The sequence below is a fragment of the Nostoc sp. T09 genome (assembly GCF_002154695.1).
In the GTDB taxonomy this organism is placed as follows: domain Bacteria; phylum Cyanobacteriota; class Cyanobacteriia; order Cyanobacteriales; family Nostocaceae; genus Aulosira.
The window spans coordinates 42443-64038 of record NZ_MTAV01000127.1; the positions used below are offsets into that span (position 1 = coordinate 42443).

Annotated in this window: 18 protein-coding genes, 3 pseudogenes and 2 riboswitches; of the genes and pseudogenes, 15 read left to right on the forward strand and 6 right to left on the reverse strand. The window is 40.0% G+C overall.

Going from position 1 to position 21596, the window contains the following annotated elements:
• Positions 1–127 precede the first annotated feature (127 nt).
• The 3 genes from prfB to BV372_RS24335 form a co-directional block, all read right to left on the reverse strand.
• A protein-coding gene (gene prfB / locus BV372_RS24325) for a peptide chain release factor 2 (RefSeq protein WP_143845259.1) occupies positions 128–1250 on the reverse strand; the annotation gives its coding sequence in 2 pieces (ribosomal slippage) (positions 128–1177 and positions 1179–1250; 1122 coding nt in all).
• Positions 1251–1598: 348 nt separating this feature from the next.
• Positions 1599–2700 (reverse strand): PCRF domain-containing protein gene (locus BV372_RS24330; protein WP_143845261.1). Its coding sequence is split into 2 segments (ribosomal slippage): positions 1599–2627 and positions 2629–2700, totalling 1101 coding nucleotides; the frame shifts between segments, so codons are not numbered across the junction.
• Between the two features lie 147 nt (positions 2701–2847).
• Entirely contained in the window at positions 2848–3576 is a 729-nt protein-coding gene (locus tag BV372_RS24335; protein ID WP_086689066.1) for a Bax inhibitor-1 family protein, read from the reverse strand.
• A 630-nt stretch (positions 3577–4206) separates the two neighbouring features.
• Between BV372_RS24335 and BV372_RS24340 the strand changes: the two genes are divergently transcribed.
• Positions 4207–4992 (forward strand): RNA polymerase sigma factor SigF, encoded by a 786-nt coding sequence (locus BV372_RS24340; RefSeq protein ID WP_086689067.1) that lies wholly within the window; start codon positions 4207–4209, stop codon positions 4990–4992.
• 75 nt (positions 4993–5067) lie between these two features.
• On the opposite strand, the gene bchD is transcribed toward BV372_RS24340, so the two are convergent.
• Complete coding sequence (bchD, locus tag BV372_RS24345) at positions 5068–7095, reverse strand: magnesium chelatase ATPase subunit D (RefSeq protein ID WP_086689068.1); 2028 nt, start codon at positions 7093–7095, stop codon at positions 5068–5070.
• Positions 7096–7191: 96 nt separating this feature from the next.
• On the opposite strand from bchD, the pseudogene BV372_RS24350 reads away from it, so the two are divergent.
• The 5 genes and pseudogenes from BV372_RS24350 to rnc form a co-directional block, all read left to right on the forward strand.
• Positions 7192–7539: pseudogene (locus tag BV372_RS24350) on the forward strand (Uma2 family endonuclease); the annotation flags it as partial.
• Positions 7540–7706: 167 nt separating this feature from the next.
• Positions 7707–7946: pseudogene (locus BV372_RS24355) on the forward strand (Uma2 family endonuclease); the annotation flags it as partial.
• A gap of 6 nt (positions 7947–7952) precedes the next feature.
• Positions 7953–8561 (forward strand): hypothetical protein, encoded by a 609-nt coding sequence (locus tag BV372_RS24360; RefSeq protein ID WP_086689070.1) that lies wholly within the window; start codon positions 7953–7955, stop codon positions 8559–8561.
• A 91-nt stretch (positions 8562–8652) separates the two neighbouring features.
• Positions 8653–9015: pseudogene (locus BV372_RS37865) on the forward strand (Swt1 family HEPN domain-containing protein); the annotation flags it as partial.
• Positions 9016–9132: 117 nt separating this feature from the next.
• Entirely contained in the window at positions 9133–9813 is a 681-nt protein-coding gene (rnc, locus tag BV372_RS37870) for a ribonuclease III (protein ID WP_086689086.1), read from the forward strand.
• A 60-nt stretch (positions 9814–9873) separates the two neighbouring features.
• Here rnc and BV372_RS24370 read toward each other — a convergent pair whose 3' ends face one another.
• On the reverse strand, positions 9874–11073 hold the full coding sequence (locus BV372_RS24370) for a HAMP domain-containing sensor histidine kinase (protein WP_086689071.1): 1200 nt from the start codon (positions 11071–11073) through the stop codon (positions 9874–9876).
• A gap of 425 nt (positions 11074–11498) precedes the next feature.
• Positions 11499–11683, forward strand: a riboswitch (cyclic di-AMP (ydaO/yuaA leader).
• Between the two features lie 89 nt (positions 11684–11772).
• Between BV372_RS24370 and ntrB the strand changes: the two genes are divergently transcribed.
• From ntrB to BV372_RS24415, 9 genes are all read left to right on the forward strand, one after another.
• Entirely contained in the window at positions 11773–12624 is an 852-nt protein-coding gene (ntrB, locus tag BV372_RS24375) for a nitrate ABC transporter permease (protein WP_086689072.1), read from the forward strand.
• 103 nt (positions 12625–12727) lie between these two features.
• A complete protein-coding gene (locus BV372_RS24380) occupies positions 12728–14170 on the forward strand; it encodes an ABC transporter substrate-binding protein (protein WP_086689073.1) in 1443 nt (480 codons plus the stop codon).
• Positions 14171–14221: 51 nt separating this feature from the next.
• Positions 14222–15058 carry an ABC transporter ATP-binding protein gene (locus tag BV372_RS24385; protein WP_086689074.1) on the forward strand — a complete coding sequence of 279 codons (837 nt, stop codon included), beginning with the start codon at positions 14222–14224 and terminating at the stop codon, positions 15056–15058.
• A 31-nt stretch (positions 15059–15089) separates the two neighbouring features.
• Positions 15090–15209: riboswitch (cyclic di-AMP (ydaO/yuaA leader) on the forward strand.
• A gap of 208 nt (positions 15210–15417) precedes the next feature.
• On the forward strand, positions 15418–16062 hold the full coding sequence (locus tag BV372_RS24390) for a universal stress family protein (protein ID WP_086689075.1): 645 nt from the start codon (positions 15418–15420) through the stop codon (positions 16060–16062).
• A 522-nt stretch (positions 16063–16584) separates the two neighbouring features.
• Positions 16585–17193, forward strand: coding sequence for a hypothetical protein (locus BV372_RS24395; protein WP_086689076.1), 609 nt, complete (start codon positions 16585–16587; stop codon positions 17191–17193).
• 186 nt (positions 17194–17379) lie between these two features.
• Complete coding sequence (locus BV372_RS24400; RefSeq protein WP_086689077.1) at positions 17380–19260, forward strand: OmpA family protein; 1881 nt, start codon at positions 17380–17382, stop codon at positions 19258–19260.
• A gap of 15 nt (positions 19261–19275) precedes the next feature.
• Positions 19276–19773, forward strand: a complete 498-nt coding sequence (locus BV372_RS24405; protein ID WP_086689078.1) for a Rab family GTPase — start codon at positions 19276–19278, stop codon at positions 19771–19773.
• Entirely contained in the window at positions 19774–20175 is a 402-nt protein-coding gene (locus BV372_RS24410; RefSeq protein ID WP_086689079.1) for a hypothetical protein, read from the forward strand.
• Positions 20176–20211: 36 nt separating this feature from the next.
• On the forward strand, positions 20212–21324 hold the full coding sequence (locus tag BV372_RS24415) for a sensor histidine kinase KdpD (protein ID WP_086689080.1): 1113 nt from the start codon (positions 20212–20214) through the stop codon (positions 21322–21324).
• A gap of 122 nt (positions 21325–21446) precedes the next feature.
• Here the strand turns inward: BV372_RS24415 and BV372_RS24420 are convergent.
• Positions 21447–21596, reverse strand: a 150-nt coding sequence (locus BV372_RS24420; RefSeq protein ID WP_086689081.1) for a high light inducible protein, incomplete at its 5' end; no start/stop codon positions are given.

Sequence of the window (21596 nt, forward strand, 5' to 3'; positions counted from 1 at the left end):
CGTAAAACTGTCAATTTTCAGATTGGGGATTTGTTATTGGTCAAGGGACAAGGGTCAAGAGTCATTTGTCCTGAGTATCTTTCTCTCGTCTCCCCTGTATCCCCTGTCCTCGGTTTTTAGCTCCCAATTAAGCAGGAGTACTTTCTACTAATTGGTTTTCTTGCCGCAGATAAGCTTGGATAAACGCGTCAAGGTCGCCGTTCATCACATCGGTAATGGCAGTCGTTTCTGTATTGGTACGCAAATCTTTAACCATCTGGTATGGGTGAAACACATAGTTACGAATTTGGTTACCCCAAGAAGCTTCCACCATATCGCCACGAATTTCGGCAATTTCTTGGGCACGTTGTTCTCGCGCAATAATCAGCAGCTTTGCTTTCAGACGAGTGAGAGCTTTTTCTTTATTTTGCAGCTGCGATCGCTCTTCTGTACAACGCACAGCTAGACCAGTGGGAAGGTGAACAACTCGTACTGCTGTTTCTACTTTGTTGACGTTCTGTCCACCTTTACCACCAGCACGGGATGTAGTAATTTCTAAATCCTTTTCCGGAATGTCTAGTTGTACAGAACTATCTATTTGTGGCATAACTTCCACCCCAGCAAAACTGGTTTGGCGTTTACCGTTGGCGTTGAATGGTGAAATCCGTACTAAGCGATGTGTACCAGTTTCCGATCGCAAATAACCATAGGCATAGCGACCAGTAATTTCCAAAGTAGCTGATTTGATTCCGGCTTCATCACCTTCTGATTCTTCAGCTAAAGTTACTTTGTAACCGTGGGCTTCTGCCCAACGGGTGTACATCCGCATCAGCATAAATGCCCAGTCTTGCGCATCTGTACCACCAGCGCCAGCGTTAATTGTCAGTACTGCCCCTTTCTCGTCGTAGGGGCCGGAAAGTAATTGTTGTAACTCCCACTGATCGAGTTCGCTATTCAGCTTGGTAATGGTAGATTCCGCTTCGTCCAACAACGCTTCGTCAGTTTCTAACTCCAATAACTCAACAACTGCCTTGGTATCTTCCAGACTAGCTTGCCACTGATGATACTGCTGGATGTGGGCTTTAAGGTCGTTGAGTTCTTGTAGCGTTTCTTGGGCGTTGGTTTGGTCATTCCAAAATTCTGGCTGGGCTGATATTTGTTCCAGGTCTTGAATTTTGGCAGTGAGTGCAGGTACGTCAAAGATAGTCCTGGGTTTTACCCAGGCGGTAAGACAACGTTTCGATTTCGCGTTTGAGTTCTAAAACATCCATAGTGCTTGCTAAAGATAGAGCGCTTCCAATTGTGAGGAACTTGCCCTTCATTCTATTTGCCTTTTTGATTTTAGCCGTAGTTGAGCAAGTTCTCTCGTTTCAGTAATATAAGTTGCTAAAATTACTGGGACTAACCGACTATACTACCAAGCAAGAAACAAAAGGGGAGCATCCCACTTTTTTAATTACCGTCATTGCGAGCGAAACGAAGTAAAGCGAAGCAATCGCAGAATCACTAACTAAGAACGCGTCTATGCGATTGCTTCGTCGTTCCTCCTCGCAATGACAGATAATTTTTCCTGGCTGCGAAATAAAAACTGGGATGCACCCAAACAAAAGTATATTTGCTTACTCTAAGGGTTGATATTGCTGTTGCAAATAGGCTTTGATAAAAATATCAATGTCACCATTCAAAACCTCAGTCACAGATGTTGTTTCCACTTGGGTATGCAAATCATTGACCCTGGTATAAGGGTGCAAGATATATTCACGGATTGGCTTTTTGAATAGAGATTTTATTTTGCCAAATTGAATCCCGGCAACATCTTGAACACCTTGAGCTTGCATGAAAGCCCATAGCTTACTTTTAAGAATAGCTAAGGCTTGCTCTTGGTTTTGCAGTTGATTACGTTCTTGGTTACAAAAGATAGTAATTCCAGTAGGAATATGAAATACTTTTACCCACGTTTCCGGGCGGTTCAAATTTCTACGATGCCAACATTTAGTTATATCTAAATCCTTCTCTGGAATTTCTAACTCAAAAGATTCATCTAAAATGGGGCTAACTTCTACATTTGCAAAGCAAGTGAGTCTTTTACCATTACCATTTTGAGGAGGAATCCTGACTATTTTTACATGGCTTCCTTGTTCTGATTTTAGGCAGCCGTAGGCGTAAAGACCTGTAATTTCTAGCGTGGCAGAGTTAATTCCAGCTACATCACCGTGAGATTCTTCCGCTAGATTTACTCGGTAATTGTGGCTATTTGCCCAACGATGGTACATTCGCAATAAAATAGAAGCCCAATCTTCCGCATCTATTCCGCCAATCCCAGCAGTAATAGTAAGAAATGCGCTCTTTTGGTTATAGGAGTCAACTAGTAACTGTTGTATTTCTATTGTTTTGACTTCTTGTTGAAGCTGGATGAGGTTAGTTTGCACCTCATGTAATAATTGCTCATCAGGTGAGAACTCCAACAGTTCTAAAGCCGCTTTGATATCTCCTATAAGTGAATGCGATCGCTGATATTGTCGCTTTTTTGCATTGAGAGATTCAATCTCTTGAGGTATTTGATGAGCACTAAAGCTAGTTTTACAAAAAGTAGGTTGAGAAATTATTGTTTCTAATTTTTGAATTCTTGTAATTATTTCTCCCAGGTCAAAGACAATGCTCAGCTTTGCCCAGGATATTCCATAACCTTTCTATTTCGCGTTTGATTTTGGAGAGTTCCAGCATAGTTTTGCTCATTTTCGGCTGACAACTTACTACATATTGTATTACACAAGTCGATATCTCATCCAATAAAAAAACCGTGGTTGCTGAGGTTAAACCACGGTGATAATTTATAAAACTTTACTTTTTTCCAGTAACTACAGGCGCTTAATCACGGCCATTGAGGGCAATTAACAACCGCAAAATAAAAATGAACAGGTTGATGTAGGTGAGGTACATAGACAAAGCGGCAGGCAAATACTGATCGTTGCGATAAGTACGTGGCAAGATGTAGAAATCAACCACAGATGCCCCTGCAAACAGAAATACTCCCAAACCAGAAATGGCGATTTCTAGCCAGGTTGGTGTATAAACACCGAACAAGGCAAATACAAATTGAGTAAGACAGACAACTACCAAGGCAATAATGCCGAGAGAGATGGTTTTTGTCAAAGCCATCCCGTCTTGTTCAGAAAGATTTGAACCAATTTGACGGGCGACAATAAAGGTAACACCACAACCAAGGGCAGCCAAACCAATACCTTGAATGCCAACACCTTGAGTTCTCAAGGCGAGAAACACTAAGCCACTGAGAGTATATCCAGATAAGAGGCTGTAGGTAGCCAGTAGGGGAAGTGCCAGTCCCTTGTTGCCTTTTTCAGCAACATTTTGGGCAACAAAGAACAGAATTAACTCTACGATGACTGCACCAATGAAGGTAGGGAAGAACAATCCGGGGTTGGTACGGATAACTCCAAGACCACCGTAGGTTCCCAGTGCTGTGAGTACAAGACCGCCACCGACATAGGGAAGGGCATTGGCAATTACATTTGGACCAACGAGGGCTTGAGTTTTAGCCTCACGAATAGCGTCACGGAAATTACTGGTGTTGCTCATCTTTAAAACGTGTTTTGCTGATAAATTTCCTGTATACTTCTATTTTTACTAAAATTCATGGCTAGTAACCAGTAAGTCAAACTGGAGAAATCATCTTTGTCAGTGTGATTGCCAAATCAGAAAGATGGTAGGAAATCTAAAGTAGAAAAACTTCATTGCTCAACCTAGAATAGCAAAAAGTCTCATACTAGCTAACTTTTTTAAGCTTCGACAATATCTGCAAATGCTGGTTAATCTTACTGTAATCGCAAAGATTTGCAAGTCAAATTCAGAGATTATAGTACAAAATTAGTTTCAAAATTAATACAAAACTTATCTTAATTTTGTGCCACATGGGTGGTGCACATTGAGCAATTTATATATTTTTCAGCATTAATAGTTGAGTTTTATTGCACCAACTCAAGACAATTAGCCATGCCAATTGTTTTATAGAAAACAAAATTAATCAGCAACAGATATAAATAAAAAATCATGCGTATAAATACTGAATCATAGACTAGAGAAGCTGATAAGTTCAGTATAACGACGATGGTTTATTGAGCGTAGTCTAAGGAAAATAATGACAGCTTTGATGACAATATACGCAACTCCATTTTTCAGAAAAAGGAGTTACCACAAAGGAATTTTTATATGGCAGCAAGTGAGTCCTCTGTGCGAATAGATGGTATAGAGTTATTACACTTATACCACCAGAATCCCTCTATTAAACTGCGTAATCAACTTGTACAGCTACATACTGGCTTAGTGCGGAAGATGGCTCATAAATTCAGCCATCAATGTAATGAACCATATGAAGATTTAGAACAAATTGGTTATTTTGGTTTAATTAGGGCAATTGAGCGCTTTGATCCCAGCCAAGGATATGCGTTTAGTTCCTTTGCTGTACCATATATTCGTGGTGAGATGCTGCATTTTTTGCGCGATCGCAGTACTTTATTAAAAATTCCCCGGCGTTGGCAAGAACTATATAATGAAGGGCAAAAGGTTCGCAAAGAATTAGCAATTGCTTTGGGTCGCCCTCCTAAAGATTCAGAAATTGCTAAGCAGCTTCAGGTATCTGTGCACGAATGGCAAGAAACAAAGTTAGCTGCGCAAAACCGTATGCCTTTAAGTTTAGATGCTACTGCCGTTCACTATGTTGATTGCCAAATAACTTTAGGTGAAGCCCTTCCTTGTCCTCGTTCTAGTGCTCTTCAGCAACAAGAAGAAGAACGGCAACAACTCCAAGGGGCAATAAGTTTATTGGAAGAAAAGCCACGTATGGCTGTTGAGTTAGTATTTTTGAAAGAACTTTCGCGCAAAGATGCTGCTAAAAATATTGGCACCAGTCCTATGACAGTAACGCGATATCTGCAAAAGGGAATTCAAGATCTAATTTGCTATTTGCAACCACAAGCTGTAGTAACTGGGTCATAGTCATTATTCAAAAGTCTATAGTCTAAATTTTTATTAACTGTTGACTCTTGACCCTTGACTCTTGACCTTAACTAATTACCTAAATTTTAAATCAGCGATCGCACCTTTAGTCATGGCAGCAATAGCTTTATCGGTCGCTTTTGGTAAATGATAATACTTACCTCCGGCTGTTTGTGCTAATTCTTTAGCAAAGCCAGTGGAAACAAATTTACTCTCCGTATCAATTACTAATAGTTGCATCCCCAAAGCGCGAATTCTAGCAGCAATTTCTAACAATTCGGCTTTGATATCTGGTTTTTCTCCTGGTTCTAGCTGTTCACCTAAAGAACGCGCTAAGGGAATATTACCCCGCCCATCGGTAATCGCTACAACCACAACTTGCCCAATATCTCCACTCATTTGAGCATTTATACCCACGCGCACAGCTTGGGTTAAACCATGCGCTAATGGCGAACCGCCACCACAAGGCAGCCTTTCCAAACGGTTACGCGCTAAAGCAATGGAACGGGTTGGGGGTAATAATACCTCTGCTTGTTCTCCCCGGAAGGGAATCAACGCCACTTGGTCACGGTTTTGATATGCTTCTGTCAAAAGTTGCATCACTGCACCTTTAGCTGACTGCATTCGATTGAGGGCCATAGAGCCTGAAGCATCTACCACAAATACTATCAACGCTCCAGCTTTGCGTACTAAACGCTTGGCGCGAATGTCTCCTTGTTCAACTATAACTTTGCGATCGGGGTTTCTTTGTCTGCGTGCTTTTTGATACGGAGCCGCTGCTCTGAGGGTGGCATCTACGGCGATTCGTCTTACCTTTCCTTTAGGTAACATCGGCTTAATATAGCGTCCCCGGTCTTCCGAGAAGATGATGCTACGGCTGCCAGACTTTCCTTGGCGTTTAGCCATTTGGGCAAAATAAAGCACACTAGAATCAAGTAACACCCCTTCCGGATCGAAGATAAATTCTTCGGGGATGCTAGGTGGTTCTTGTTGTTCTTGTTCCTCTTGTTCCTGTTCCTCTTGTTCCTCTTGCTCTTGTTCTGATTCGTCCTGAGTTTCTGGTGGCGGAGGAGGAGGAGGTGGCGGTGCTTGTTCGGGTGGTGGTGTCTGCACAATTGTCGCCCGTGGTACGATCACCAATTCCACAGCACGGCGCAAGTCTTCCGCATTGACGGTGTTGCGTCCTTCCAAAGCAGCAGCAGCTTTGGCAACTCTGACAGCAAATAACTCAGCACGATGTCCTTGGACTCCCCCTCGAATTGCCTCATCTACTAAATAGGCAATTTGTTCGTGTGTAATGATTACGTCTTTTAACCATTCCCGTGCCAGAATAATTTGAGTTTTGAGAGCGTCTAAGTCTTCGTTATATTGCTGGAGAAACTCTTGGGGAGACTGGGAATACGCGATCGCTTGTTCTACTGCTTGTACTCTTTGATCTAAGCCCAGTACTCCATCTGCTGAGAGTGCGATCGCAATTCTATCTAGCAAATGCTCTCGCAGTGAACCTTCTTCTGGGTTGTAGGTGGCAATAAACAGCGATTTGCACTGATGCTGAAAACTTATGCCTTCCCGTTCAATTTGGTTACGTCCTTCCGATAATACTGTCAGTAGTTGATTGCTGATTTGGTCGTCTAGTAAGTTAATTTCATCTACATACAAGACGCCTCGGTTTGCTGTGGCGAGTAACCCAGGCTGAAATATTGTGTCTCCTTGCTTAACAGACTGTTCTACATCAACAGAACCTAGGAGTCGGTCTTCTGTTACTCCCAAAGGAATTTGCACAAAAGGCGCAGGGATGATTTCGGTAGGGACATCTTGAATGTCTTTATCTGCGTATTCTGCTAAAAGTTGGTCATCCCAATCTTGGGGTTGACTGGGGTCGCAGTTGCTGATCGAGCCTTGAACCACTTCAATGGGTGGTAGTAGGGCGTGGATTGCACGCGCCATTACAGATTTTGCCGTACCGCGACGACCTGCGATCGCCACTCCACCCAATCCCGGATCGACTGCTGCTAAGAGTAAAGCTAATTTAATCGCTTCTTGCCCAACTACGGCTGTCAGGGGAAAGGAAGTGATTTTAGGGGTGATAGTAGGCGCAGGCATGGTTTGGCAATATAGCTAGTCTCGGCTCTTAGCATATCAAGGTTCTGGCACATTTAGAATAAGTGTTATGACAACTTTTCCCAGAGGAGCAACTGTATGAGTATTGCTCAGGCTAAACGCTTCACTTTAGATGAATACCACAGACTCATAGAATTGGGTTTTTTCGATGAAGATGACCATATTGAATTGATCGACGGAGAAATCATCGAAATGGTATCGAAGGGTAGACCACATGAAACTTGTTTGCGAAGGTTATGGAAAGAACTCCCAAAACTTGTAGGAGATAGGGCAACTTTGCAATCTCAAGCCCCAGTTACGTTACCTCCTAACAGCGAACCTGAACCAGATTTTGCTATTCTCCAAAACCGAGCTGATGATTATCTATCCGCTCACCCTGCACCTACTGATGTGTTATTGGTCATAGAGGTTTCAGATTCTTCTTTAGAGGTTGTTTGAAAAGTGGTTTGTAGTGTTTTTAAGCACATTTAGATCCCCCCTACCCCCCTTTTCAAGGGGGGAAACTGGACTCAAAGTCCCCCTTTTTAAGGGGGATTTAGGGGGATCTACAAACGTTTTGCTACCGACAGCAGGACTTTTCAAACATCCTCTTAGATTATGACCAAGTTGTGAAAATTCCCCTTTATGCTAAAGCTGGAATTTTTCATTATTGGATATTCAATTTATTTGATAATCATTTGGAATGTTACAGCGAACCCTATCAGGATTTTTTAGGAAAATCTGGTTATGCAAATAAACGGATTATTTTACCCGATCAAACAGTATCTTTACCGGGCTTACCTGATTTAACTGTTGATTTAAGTAAGATATTCCCGCCAAAATTAAATTATTAATATTTTATGGCTTATAGTGATTTTAAACTGGCTGAGATAATTGATAACTTTGGTTTAATTATCCATGAGTCATCTGGAATGTTTTCGAGTGTGCAGGAACAAGAATGTAGTGATTTGTTATCTACTCTTCTTAAAGAAAATGTTGATTTAGCCGTAGCTATCAGTTCTGAGAAAGCTCGGAGCGAAATGATCATTAGCCCAATTTTATTAGAAATTAGACGCAAATTTAATTATGAAATCAGCTTGTTTTCTGGAGTAGATTTTACTGTTGATAGCCAACGAGGGCTAAATGGTTTTTGTGATTTTATCTTGAGCCTGTCTTCCGAACAGTTACTAGTACGCAGTCCGGTAGTTGTTCTCGTAGAAAGCAAGAATGAAAACTTAAGGTTTGGTTTAGCGCAGTGTATTGCTGAAATGGTAGCTGCTCAGTTGTTTAATGAGAAAAATCAAAATCAAATCAAAGCTATATATGGTGCTGTTACTATTGGTACTATCTGGCAATTTCTCAAGCTAGAAGGTAACATAATTTCCATTGATTTGAGTGAGTATTATATTAAAGATATTAAGAAAATTTTAGGTATTCTGTATAGTGCGATCGCTGAAAGTACGTCATAATTTTTTTATCATAAATGCTGACTTTTTTGTGACATGTTTGTAGTAAATGAATAAAATAACGATTGATAAAGATGTCAACTAAAATACCTAAATGGCTATTAGCAACCACGAACGAGTTAACAGAGCTTTAATTCTTTTATGCCAAGGCTTATATCCTTATTTAGAGCAGAAAATGCAGTCAGTACATGGTGTGGGCTGGCTAGCAGTAGCTAAATCTTACTTATCAGATGACCAAAGTTTAAGACGTAAACCAGAAGAAATTCTATATGAGGATGTTTCTGCTGTACTAAAAATAATGCTCAAGCAGTGGGATCAAGCCTTTAGGAAAAACTTGAGTAATAGCGAACGCGCTCTCATTAGTGAACTCCTTGAAGTACGTAATAAATGGGCGCATCAATCCCGCTTTTCTACAGATGACACATATCGCGCTCTCGATAGTATTGCTCGACTGCTCAAAGTTGTTTCAGCATCAGCAGAAGCAGATATTGTGGAAAAACAAAAGCAAGAAGTTTTGCAAATGCTTTCCCCAGAAAAAGCAGAAGAAGCCCGTATTAAAGAAAAATTAACTGACATACACAAACTTTTGCTATTTCGTAATGAAAAACTTTTACGACAAGCTCTTACCCACCGTTCTTATGTTCATGAAAACCCAGGAGAAGGTGAACACAATGAACGTTTAGAGTTTCTTGGTGATGCTTTACTAAATTATTTAAGTGGTGAGTATCTCTATCGTCGCCATCCAGAAAAGGGAGAAGATGAATTAACACGACGGCGTTCAGCGCTGGTAGATGAGAAGCAATTAGCAAAGTTCGCTATTGAGGTAGGTTTAGATTTTAGAATGCGTTTAGGAAAAGGTGCTATTCGAGATGGAGGTTACCAAAATCCCAATTTACTTAGTAGTACCTTTGAAGCAGTTCTTGGCGCTTACTATTTAGATAACGATTCCAATATTGAAGCAGTGCGCGCAATTGTCGAACCGCTATTTGATTCTGTACCTGAGCAAATTGTTGTGATTCGCTCTAGTGTAGACTCAAAAAATCGCTTTCAAGAATGGGTACAACGCAACGTTACTCCAAATCCCCCTGTATATGAGACATTTCAAATAGGTGGTTTATCTCATGCGCCAGAGTTCTTAGCCAAAGTTTTTGTGGATAAAAAAGAGTACGGAGAAGGTAAGGGACGCAACAAGAAAGATGCTGAAAAAGCTGCGGCTGAAGATGCACTGGCTAAATTAAAAAAACATAGTTTGTGATGAAAATGATTTTTGATTAGTGCAAAGATGCAAAATTATCTTTTGTACCTTGGCGCAAAATCAACTCTCTAACATCTTCAACTGCAAGGGAAAAGTCACAGAAAAAGTGGAACCAACACCAATTTCAGAAATTAAATTAATTTTACCTTGCAGTAGTTTTACTAAGCGAATAACTATTGCCAACCCTAACCCCGTACTTCCGGGAACGTAGGACTTATTAACATAACTCACGCGAAAATAGGGTTCAAATATCTGGGTTTGATTTTCTGGCGCTATGCCAATTCCTGTATCAGTAACTGCGATCGCCCAGTGTTGATCGTCCAATACCTGACACGTTATATTAATATCTCCGGACTCTGTATAGCGAATTGCATTACTCACAAGATTTGTAACAATTTGTTGTAATTTTATTGCATCTATAAATACTTGCTGAAGAGCGGATTCGCAATTAACTACAATAGGTAAGTTTTTTTCCTTAGCTAAAGGCTCCAACATTTCAAACACATTGTTGATTAATTCGCACACATTAGTAAATTCTGGTTCGGGTTGTATTTTGCCTGCTTCATAACGTGAAAGTTCTAGTATATCGTTGATCAAACGAAGTAAATGTCTGCCATTGCGTAGCACACGCTCAATATGTTCTAGATTTACTTGGGTGTCATTTTTTCCATTCTGCTGACGTTGTTGGCGTAAAAATAGATCTGAGTAACCAATAATTGAAGCCAAAGGACTTTTCAGTTCGTGTGCTAGTTGAGTAAAATAATCTTGATTGCTATTAACTAAGCGATTTAGTTCGTTATTATGAAGTGTTAGGGAATTGTATAACTGTTGTAGTTCTCGCAAGCGTTCTTCAAAATAACTGTTAAAACACCGAGCGATCGCTTCATCGATTACAGTGTCAATTAAACGCATAACACGAATGATCGCTGCCGGGGTTCCCTGCAATAAATATGTTTCTATAGTCTCAAATATGATTGTTCTTAGCAGATGATATTCCCGTGCAATTTCTGCTGGATCAAAACCTTGTTCAGCCCTAAGAATTCCATGCTGCCAACTAGCAACAACTATCGATTTAACATCATTCCCTTGAGATGTTGAAAGTACTGTTACCATTGCTTTGATCACCTGAGGAAGATGATTTTTTATTGCTGTGTAAGATAACTCATCAGCGCTTTCAATATGCTTATCTTTACGAACCTCTGATACCCATTTCTGGAGGATAATGCCAGTTTTTTCAGCCAGTACTTGACTAAAATCCATTATTTTAAATTATGTAAATAGACAGATGACTAAAATTCTATATGCAATTACCTTAGCAAGAGTAAAGTTTGATTAAAAAAATTAGAAAAAGCTGCAACTACCGAAAGGTATAGATTTTTGTTGTTCTAATTTCTCTATAAATGCTGTGCTTGCTTGATGGCTTGCTACTACTGCTGAAGAAGAATGTATAATATTTATCATTAATATTTAGTCAATAGCCAAATACTAAAATACTTAGAAGTTTGATTATTCTACCTGTTGTCTCCCCTGGTGTATTGATATTAACTAAAGAGAATAACTTTCTATATAAATTTTAACGATTACCCAATACTTAGAATATTTATGCAATATGGGTAGTTAAATCAACAATTTAAATCAAAGGACAGATATTTTTACTGATAAATCATGTTATATTGTGCAAAATTAGAGTAAGTCAGCCTAATCTAGCGCATCACAGTGTGTAACGCTGGAGCGGAGGAACCAAATTGTGGGGCGTATCTCTATATCCATTAATTAGTGGATTTGAGCTTTGAATTCACAAATGAAAAGAGAGGGGCATCTCTCAGCCCTAGCCCGTCAGCTAACTTCGTAGGCATTGAGAGGAGACTGAAGAGAAGACATTTTTGTAATCTCATCAGTGTCCAAGGCTGGTACTGCTCGGATTTGTGTACCCGTGCTTAACATATGTTGAGGTTGTGAATGTTATTGCAACTAAATTTAGCTGCGGTTTTTGCTGTTGCTGGGCAAGTAGCTTGGAAAAAAGCTAAGCCTGTCATTGTCAAGGATGTTGTCATACTACCTGCTTTAGGATTCTTAGGGATAATTTTACTGTGGTGGGTTGTAGCGCTTTTCAACCACGAATTAATGCCCACCCCTCCAGAGGCGCTAGTTGCTAATCTGGACTACATCTTAAATCCCTTTTATGAACGAGGTCCGGGTAACTTAGGAATAGGTTGGTTGTTGATCGCCAGTTTGCGAAGGGTATTGCTGGGTTTTCTGTTAGGTGCAGTAGTGGCAATTCCTCTGGGCTTTCTGATTGGCATGTCCAAATCGGCAATGTTAGCCTTAAATCCCATCATTCAAATCTTTAAACCAGTATCACCATTAGCTTGGTTGCCAATTGCCTTGGCTATCTTCAACTTGGCAGATCCTTCAGCAATTTTCGTAATTTTCATTACTTCTTTATGGCCGACAATTATTAACACCGCCTTGGGAGTTTCTAGCGTTCCCCAAGATTATTTAGACGTAGCAAGAGTTTTAGAAATACCCCGTTGGCGACGAATTACAAAAATTATTTGGCCAGCAAGTCTACCCTATATTTTTACCGGATTGCGAATTAGTTTAGGCATTGCTTGGCTGGTAATTGTCGCTGTAGAAATGCTCACTGGTGGTATCGGTATCGGCTTTTTTGTTTGGGATGAATGGAGCCGTTTAAATCTGAGTTCAGTTTTTCTCGCCGTATTAGTAATTGGCTTAACTGGATTAATTCTGGATTACGCTGTGGGCAAAATTCAAGAGTTAGTAACCCATCGTCCCACAGCTGCTAAATAATTAGTTTTTTTCAAGCCAAAACCCTTAAAAGCTTTTAACCTTTGCGGCTTTGCGCCTTTGCGTGAGCTTATTTACCCTATTAATCACCGCTGGAGCCACATAAATGGCTGATCAAAACTGGACTCGACGCGATTTTCTCTTAGGAATGGGAGCAACAACCGCCTCAATGGCTCTGTCCTCCTGTACAATTTCAGGCGATCGCTCTGCTAAAGGACTAACTGAAGAAGCCTTAGCAGTTAAACCGATTGTCAGATCCCAAGACTTAGAAAAGCCTGATATTACTGTTGGCTACGTACCTGTAAATGATTGCGCCCCATTTGCGATCGCCTGGAAAAAAGGCTTCTTCCGCAAATATGGTTTAAATGTCAAACTCAACCGTGAAGCCAGTTGGGCAACTTCCCGCGATGGCGTAATATTTGGTCGCTTAGATGCTGCACCTGTCGTATCCGGTGCAGTCACCAACGCCAGAATTGGTGCGGAAGGCGCACGCCATGCCCCTTTAAGTGCCGCTATGACAATTCACCGCCACGGTAACTCCATGACGATGAACAAAGCCATGTGGGATTTTGGGCTGCGCCCGTGGTACGAATACCAAGAAAAATATGGCGATGGTGCGCTACAAGCTTTCGGTAGAGATTTTCGCGGCTACTTTGACAAGCAATCCGCAGAAAACAAAGTTTGGGCAGTAGTGCTGAGTTCTTCCATTTACGAATACTTTGTGCGTTACATTTCTGCGGCGGCTGGTGTCGATCCCCTCAAAGAGTTTCGCATCATCATCGTGCCACCTCCGCAAATGGTAACAAATGTACGCATTGGAGCCATGCAAGCCTACATGGTCGCCGAACCTTGGAATACTAGAGCAATTACAGGTAACGAAGGCGTCGGCTTTACCTTCGCCCAAGGTAAAGAAGTCTGGTTAGGACACCCAGATCGACTATTGGGAGTGATGGAATCTTTCATCGAACAATATCCCAAAACTTATCGTTCCTTAGTCAAGGCAATGATTGAAGCTTGCCAGTATTGCAGCAAACCAGAAAACCGCCAGGAAGTTGCCGAACTAATAACCGATCGTTCCTTTACAGGAGCAAAACCTAAAAAGCCAGGTGCCCCAATAACTAAATTTACAGGGCCAGCAATTATCGGCAATTACAACTATGGTGGATTTGATGGCAAAGACCGCACCATTAAAGCTGCTGATACTACGATTTTCTTTGATATTCCTGACAACATTCCTAAACAACCAGGAGAACACTCGACATTCTTGTGGAGATCTAGAAGTATCTGGTTGATGACACAAGCAGCACGTTGGGGACAAATTAAAGAATTTCCCAAAAATGCTGAACAACTAGCCGCAAAAGGTTGGCGGGCAGACCTTTATCGTGAGATAGCTGCGGAAATGGGTATTGAATCTCCTAAAGATGACTACAAAATAGAACCTCCAGAAGTATTCATCGATAAAAAAGGTTTTGATCCCAGCGATCCTGTGGGCTATTTAAATAGTTTTGAAATTAGAGCTAACTCTCCGACTCGTTTCTATATGTCCTAATTTTCAAGTACCAATATTGACTAACGACTAAATTATTAGGAGCATTTGATGATGGAATATACCGCATTACCTATTCATACTCACAACAAAGTTATGCCTGGCACAGGATTTCTAGAAATTGAAAATTTAGTCAAGTCTTATCCGACACCAGATAAAGGTAATTTTGTAGTACTAAATGGTGTTAATCTCACCATCGAAGAAGACGAATATATTTCTGTAATTGGTCACTCTGGTTGCGGTAAATCAACTTTGTTAAAAATTGTAGCAGGCTTAGAAAAAGCAACTTCTGGCTCGGTACGGCTAGATGGAAAAGAAATTCGTCAGCCGGGAGCAGAAAGAATGATGGTATTTCAGAATTATTCACTTTTACCTTGGTTAACAGTACGAGAAAATATCCGGTTAGCTGTAGATGAAGTGCTAAAAAATGCCAATCGTGCTGAGAAAATTAGCATTGTAAATGAACACTTGGCAATGGTAAACTTGACCGCGGCTGCTGATAAATATCCCGATGAAATTTCTGGGGGGATGAAACAGCGTGTGGGTATTGCTAGAGCTTTGGCAATTCGCCCAAAAATGTTGCTGATGGATGAACCTTTTGGTGCGCTGGACGCGTTAACTAGAGGTAAATTGCAGCGACAAGTATTAGATATCTGGGAAAAGCATCGCCAAGCAGTGATGATGATTACTCACGATGTAGATGAAGCAATTTATATGTCAGATCGCATCGTATTAATGACTAATGGTCCCGCCGCCACAATTGGAGAAATATTAGAAGTGCCTTTTCCTCATCCACGCGATCGCTCTGCTATGCGCAACTCCAAAGAATATTTTGAACTGCGCAACCACGCCTTGAATTTTCTTGATCGCTATTTTACGCAAGACGAGTAAATTAGATTATCATGCTTTTAGTGGGTAGCCTAATTCAAATTCGGCAAATTTTGGATTTGAAGCGGAGGAACCAATGTTTGGGGCTAATCTTTATGAGAGACACCTTCCAGTCTTAGCCCGTCAGCTAACTCCGTCGGCAGTGGAAGGAACCGCCAAAACTTTGGCTTTCATACCAGTTGTTATTGGGGTTTCTTTTACCGATTTTAGTTATTAACTAATTAGTCGTTAGTCATTAGTCATGGTTCAAGAATTGGCGAACATATGACCAAGGACAAAGGACAAAGGACAAAATTGGTTACCCTGCTTCTCATTAGTCATTTGTTTCATGGGAGAGAAGTTACGCTGTGAAAATCAAGCCAATGTTAGTGCGCCTTCAAAGCACCATCGGTCGAGATGACTTAATTGAGCAAATGGTATTGCTACCAGAGCCAAAAAAAACCTTTTCTAAAAAAGCTTCTACAGCAAAACCAGTTAACTTAATTGTCGCATATGATGCATCTCCCAAGAGCCATACCGCGCTAGATATAGCCTTTTGGATTGCTCACCAAACGCGCTTGGCTACCAACAAGCCAGTAACAGTTCAAGCCGTTTATGTGGTAGCAGACAAGTATAAGAGTCAGTATTCAGATATCTCAAGCTTTACCAGACATATCACTCCTTTAGAATGTCCAGTAAGCAATGTATCTAAATCTGTCACACCCGTTTTAACTCAACCAAAACTACAAGCTATCGCACCACATTTACAAGAAAAATCGTTAGCTGTCCTGCAACAAGCCGACAAAATTCTTTGGCAAGCACGTAGTTTAGCTGAGGAATGGCAGGGTTCTTTTAAATCTCATTTGCGGTTTGGTACTATTGGCATGGAACTTAAAAAAGTTGTGGAATTAGAAGCTGCTGATATTCTATTTATAGGTTGTCGCTCTGTTAATCATCCTATTATTCAGGCTCTAGGTTCTGATTTTCCCTGTGCTGTTTTGGGTATCCCTAGTTGTATTGATGAATAAACTCTGGGGTGAATTTCAGTATCTATTCATCTAATTAAGTTTTATAAAAAAGCCACCTAAGTTTAGGTGGCTTTTTTAACTAATATGTAAGCCAATAAACTGTGACAGCGATAGTGCGGAAAATTAGCAAGCGATCCTGAGCGTCATTACTTTTCTGACTGTCATTACTAAACTAATGACAGAATGGAGGACGAGGCTCTTTTAAAACATTTTTACACTACAGTATCCCAGTGATGCTATTGCAATTCGTGGCTTTGGCTTTGGCTTTGGATGTGTTGTTTCGCTTTCTACTCTGAGTAGCTAGAGATTGACATTCTCAAAACCCTTTTCTAAACAAGAAAATTTTTAACCATTACTTAATATTTACAAATTTAAACAAGCAGACATATGAATTTATATCTGAAGGAGGATGCTTTCATTTATTGTATTCAATGATGCTACCTACGGAGAGATTTCTGATCTCCGGATCTGGTAAAACAACTATAAGTATAAGTAATTTCAGCATAAAAAAGGATTATACTCATGAACCCGCCTGAAGAATACATCAATAGTAATTTGAGAGAACCAGGGCAAGGGGCATCAATTCAAGATATAAACAAGCCACAATTGAATGGTACGAATCTTAGCGAAATTAACAGTTTAGATAAAGTCAGAGATATTCTTTTCGGTAATCAGGTACGGGAGGTTGAAAAAAGGTTTGCACGTTTAGAAGAACGTCTAGTTAAAGAATTAAACAACGTGCGAGATGAGACAAAAAAGCGTTTAGATTACTTAGAAACATATATCAAAAAAGAAGTTGATTCTTTAACAGAACGTGTAAAAAATGAGCAATTGGAACGAGATGCAGGGGTGAAATCACTTGCTGAAGATCAGAGAAATCTTGCTATTTCTTTAGAGAAAAAAATTGCTCAAGTTGATGAACAAACTACTAATAGCCAAAGAGAACTACGCGAACATCTCCTCAACCAATCTAATAGCTTACAAGATGATATTAGACAAAAATATGAGGAAATACTGACTTTGCTAGAACGGGAATCTCAAGAACTGCGTAGAGAGAAAACTGACCGTTCTAAGCTTGCATCTCTGTTTACAGAACTGGCTATCAGGCTAAACTCTGATACGAATTCATAATTAGAGCAAGGAGTTAGGAGTTTATTCCTAACCCCTTGCTGATTATCCATTTTTTCACAATAGATATAAGTTTATTAATTAAAAATTAAAAACAAACCTGCATTATAGCAAGGATTTTATCTGCTAAATTTATAAAAGTATATAGACTAAAAATAGTTATTAATTGGAAATTGGGGGATTTTAAAAATGAGTAATAAATCCACGAATGAAATAGCTAAAGAATCCCCTAAAATTAACATTAATAGTAGCCAAACCAGCATTACGGTAAGCCCTGGAACTATAAGAGAAACCCAAAGCTTAACGCAGTCACCTGGATTGGAGAGCATTCCTGCATCTACAGACTTACCTGCAAATAGTCATCTCAAAATCAGCGATGAATTAAGTACAATTCGTAGTTTGCTGCTCGGTGTTGAACCGAGTCAACTTAACAAACTCTATGAACGCTTAAATGATCCCCAAATTCAAGCCGAAGATATTAGTCGCCTGCTTCCTGAAGCTGTGGTCTTGCGGTCAAAGCAAGATAAACAATTGGGAGAAGCAGTAATATCTACCGTAGAAACAGCGATTCATTCCTCGGTCAAGCAAGACCACAACATACTTTCAGAAGCGTTTTTTCCCATCGTTGGACCCGCCACGCGCAAGGCGATTTCCGCAGCTATGGAGGAGATGATGCAATCTTTAAATCAAACTCTAGAACATAGCGTATCACCACAGAGTCTGCAATGGAGGCTAGAAGCACGAAGGACAGGGAAATCATTTGCCGAAATTATCCTGCTCCGGACGCTGGTTTATCGAGTAGAACAAGTATTCCTGATTCATAAACAAACTGGATTATTGCTGCAACATCTCGTAGCACCTAGGGTAACAACTCAAGATCCGGATTTGGTCTCAGCGATGTTGACAGCTATCCAGGATTTTGTGAAAGACTCTTTCAGTGTGGAAAGAAGCGAAGGACTGCAAAGTTTGCAGTTTGGAGAACTCACCGTTTGGGTGGAAGAAGGCCCGCAAGCTGTACTAGCAGCTATTGTTCGAGGAAAACCACCTCAAGAATTAAGGTTAATTCTGCGAGAAGCAGTAGAAAAAATTCACTTGAAGCTGAGTAGCGAAATTAATGCTTTTAATGGAGATACAGAGCCATTTGCAGCTAGTAGACCTTATTTAGAAGCTTGCCTGGCAGAAGGTTATAAATCTCCACCTAAAAAAAATTATACTTATGCGTGGAGCCTTTTAGGTACAATAGCGATCGCTTGTGGGATTTGGGGCTTTTTGACGCTGAGAGACCAATTCCGTTGGCATTCCTATATCCAAAAACTTGAGTCTCAACCAGGAATCGTTGTGGTTAATACTAAACAGCATCAGGGGAAATATTTAATTTCTGGAATGCGCGATCCTTTAGCAGTAGACCCTAAAACATTCATCCAGCAAGCAAATCTCAATCCCCAAAAGGTCAGCAGTCAGTGGCGATCTTACATCTCATTAGATCCACAATTGGTTACTATAAGATCTGAGAAACTACTGTTACCACCAAAAACAGTATCATTAAAAGTTGACAACAATGGCATTCTCAATGCCACTGGCTCTGCACCTCGCCAATGGATTTTAGAAACACGAAAATTATGGCGTTTTATTCCCGGGATCAGTCAATTTAATGACACAAATCTTCAGGAAATTGAACTTAGCCAACTAGAGCTATATAAACAGCAGATTGAACAAGAAACGCTATTTTTTGCAGAAGGAACAACAGAGTTGATTCCAGGTGAAGCTAATAAACTCACTAATCTAGTGATAAAAATAAATCAGCTTTTAGATACTGCTATATATCTCGGTAAAGATATACGTCTGCAAATTACAGGACACAGTAGTACCACTGGAACAGAAATAAGAAACAATTTCCTTAGCAAAGCCCGCGCCAATAAAATCTTATCTTATCTAACTTCCCAAGGAATTAACACCAGTAACTTTAACGGTGTGGGTATAGCTTCTAATCTATCTTTACAACCAGAATCGGCACAAGAAGCTAATCGCAAAGTATCCTTCAAAATATTCATAAGCGACACTTCTAACTGAAGTAATTATCAATTTATGCTCCAGAAAAAAATATGTATGGTAGGTGCATTTGCCACAGGTAAGACAAGTTTAGTGGCAAGATTTGTTAGCAGCATTTTTTCGGAAAATTACCATACTACTGTAGGCGTAAAAATTGATAAGAAAACAGTAAATATACAAGAAATAACGATCAACCTGATTCTTTGGGATTTGTATGGAGAAGATGAATTTCAAAAAGTGCGCATGTCTTACTTACGAGGTTCATCTGGCTATTTATTAGTAGTAGATGGCACCCGTAAAAATACTCTCGAAAAAGCCTTTGATCTGCAAACAAGAGTAGAAGAGGCTATTGGTAAGGTTCCTTTTATTTTGATACTGAACAAATGGGATTTGACAGAGGAGTGGGAGATTGATCCTGTAGAAATCGACGCAATTAAGCAGAAAGGTTGGACTGTGATGAAAACCAGTGCTAAAAATGATCTAGGTGTTGCAGAAGTTTTTCAAACTCTGGCTGAGAAAATAATGGATGGATAAATGCTAAATTTCCCCACTCCTGTTATTGCTTATTTATTGAATTTTATTCTAGAAGAACGCTCACTTGCCTATCTTTTAGTCAACAAAGATGGCTGCTTGTCTGCTTGGGGGGGAAAACTAGCAGCATACGGAGTAACTAACGTAAAAGAAGGGGGAAATATCAAAGAACAGGCCTTTTTTCTAGAAGGTCTACTGCCATTAGACGATTTTCCTATATTTCTACCACGGATAAAAACCGAATACGGTATTTGTGCAGATGTCCATCTCTTTCCTTCAGAGGAAGGTGATTGGGTATTACTCCTAGATGCAACCTGGGATGAGAAACATTGCGCATTCATTCAACAACAAGTCAATGAATTTGGCTTGTTGCAAGAAAAATTAACTAAAATTTTAAAGCAGTAATTTACACAAAAAATTAATTTATTGTAGCGTAATCTCATGACTGACTCTATCACAGACGACCTATTCGCAGCCCTGAATATTCTGGTGTTAGAGCGGCTTAATCCCGGCTCTTTTAAAGTGACTGGGAAAGTTCCAAATTGGTTAAGGCGCTTTTGTCATCCTAGAGTTACATCAGGTGTAAAGGTCTTAATCCCAGAGGAACAGTTTCCTTTTTTAGAAAATTTTTTAGTTGATGCTGAAGAATTTTGGCAAAATAATAACTCTACAAAACTGAGTTCTGGGTTCTGGACTGATCGTGATTTAGCTGGGCAAGAATACCATTTTGAAGCATCAGCAATTTCTTTAAACAATAGAAAGTGTTTATTAGTTGAATTATTAGAAGATTCTTATAAAGAAAAACAATACGTTATTCAAAAAGCAAGAGAGAATCAATTAAACTATCAACAATTACTCAAGGATAAACAAAAAAAAGAAGTTTTGATTCATTGTATTATTCACGATATAGCAGGACAATTAAGCAGTATTAATTGTTGTCTAGCTCTGCTGGAATTTGAAAATTTAACACCTAAAGGAGAAGAATGGTTAGAAATTGGTAGAGAACAGACAATTAAGCAAGAAATGCTGATTCGGGAAATATTAAATGCATTCTCGGCTGAAATGCGATCGCTGGAAGCTTTTACACTCGCTTCTGAACAAGCACCCAATATTCTGACTGCTGTACAAGAGGTAATCAAGCTGTTAACTCCTACTTTTGCGCTCAATAACATGCAATTACAGCTTGCTAACAATATTGACTTGACAGCAAACTGGAAAGTAGTTGGCGATCGCTCGCGTTTAGATAGAGTGATTTCAAATTTAGTAGAAAATGCAATGCGCCATAGCCCACCGGATTCTACTGTGGAAATTGATTTACAACAAGATGAAACATCTGTTCTGGTGACAGTTGACGATCGGGGTGCAGGGGTAGCACCAGAAATTGCAGAAACTTTATTTCAAAAATTTGCTCAAGGTAAAAATAAATCAGGTAGAGCCGGACTTGGACTTTATTTTTGCCGGATTACAGTTGAACGTTGGGGAGGTAAGATTGGTTATTTACCCCGTGCTGAAGGCGGTTCTCGATTTTGGTTTCGTCTATTAAGACCAGAATGAATACTACTCATCGTCATTTGTTATTGGTCATTTGTCCTTTGTAAACACAAATGACCAATAACATAAACGCCTCAGTGGGTTTCTAACAGAGTAGGTATGCAGTTTAAATGGGAACTTATTACTTAATAGCCAATGAGATGCAATACATCGCGCAGAACACTAAATCCTGCTAAATCCCACAACAAATAGGCGAGAAAACCGATAGCTGCCAAACGACCATTCCATAGTTCTGCTTGGGGTGTCCAGCCAAAGAGAAAAGCATTACGATCTAC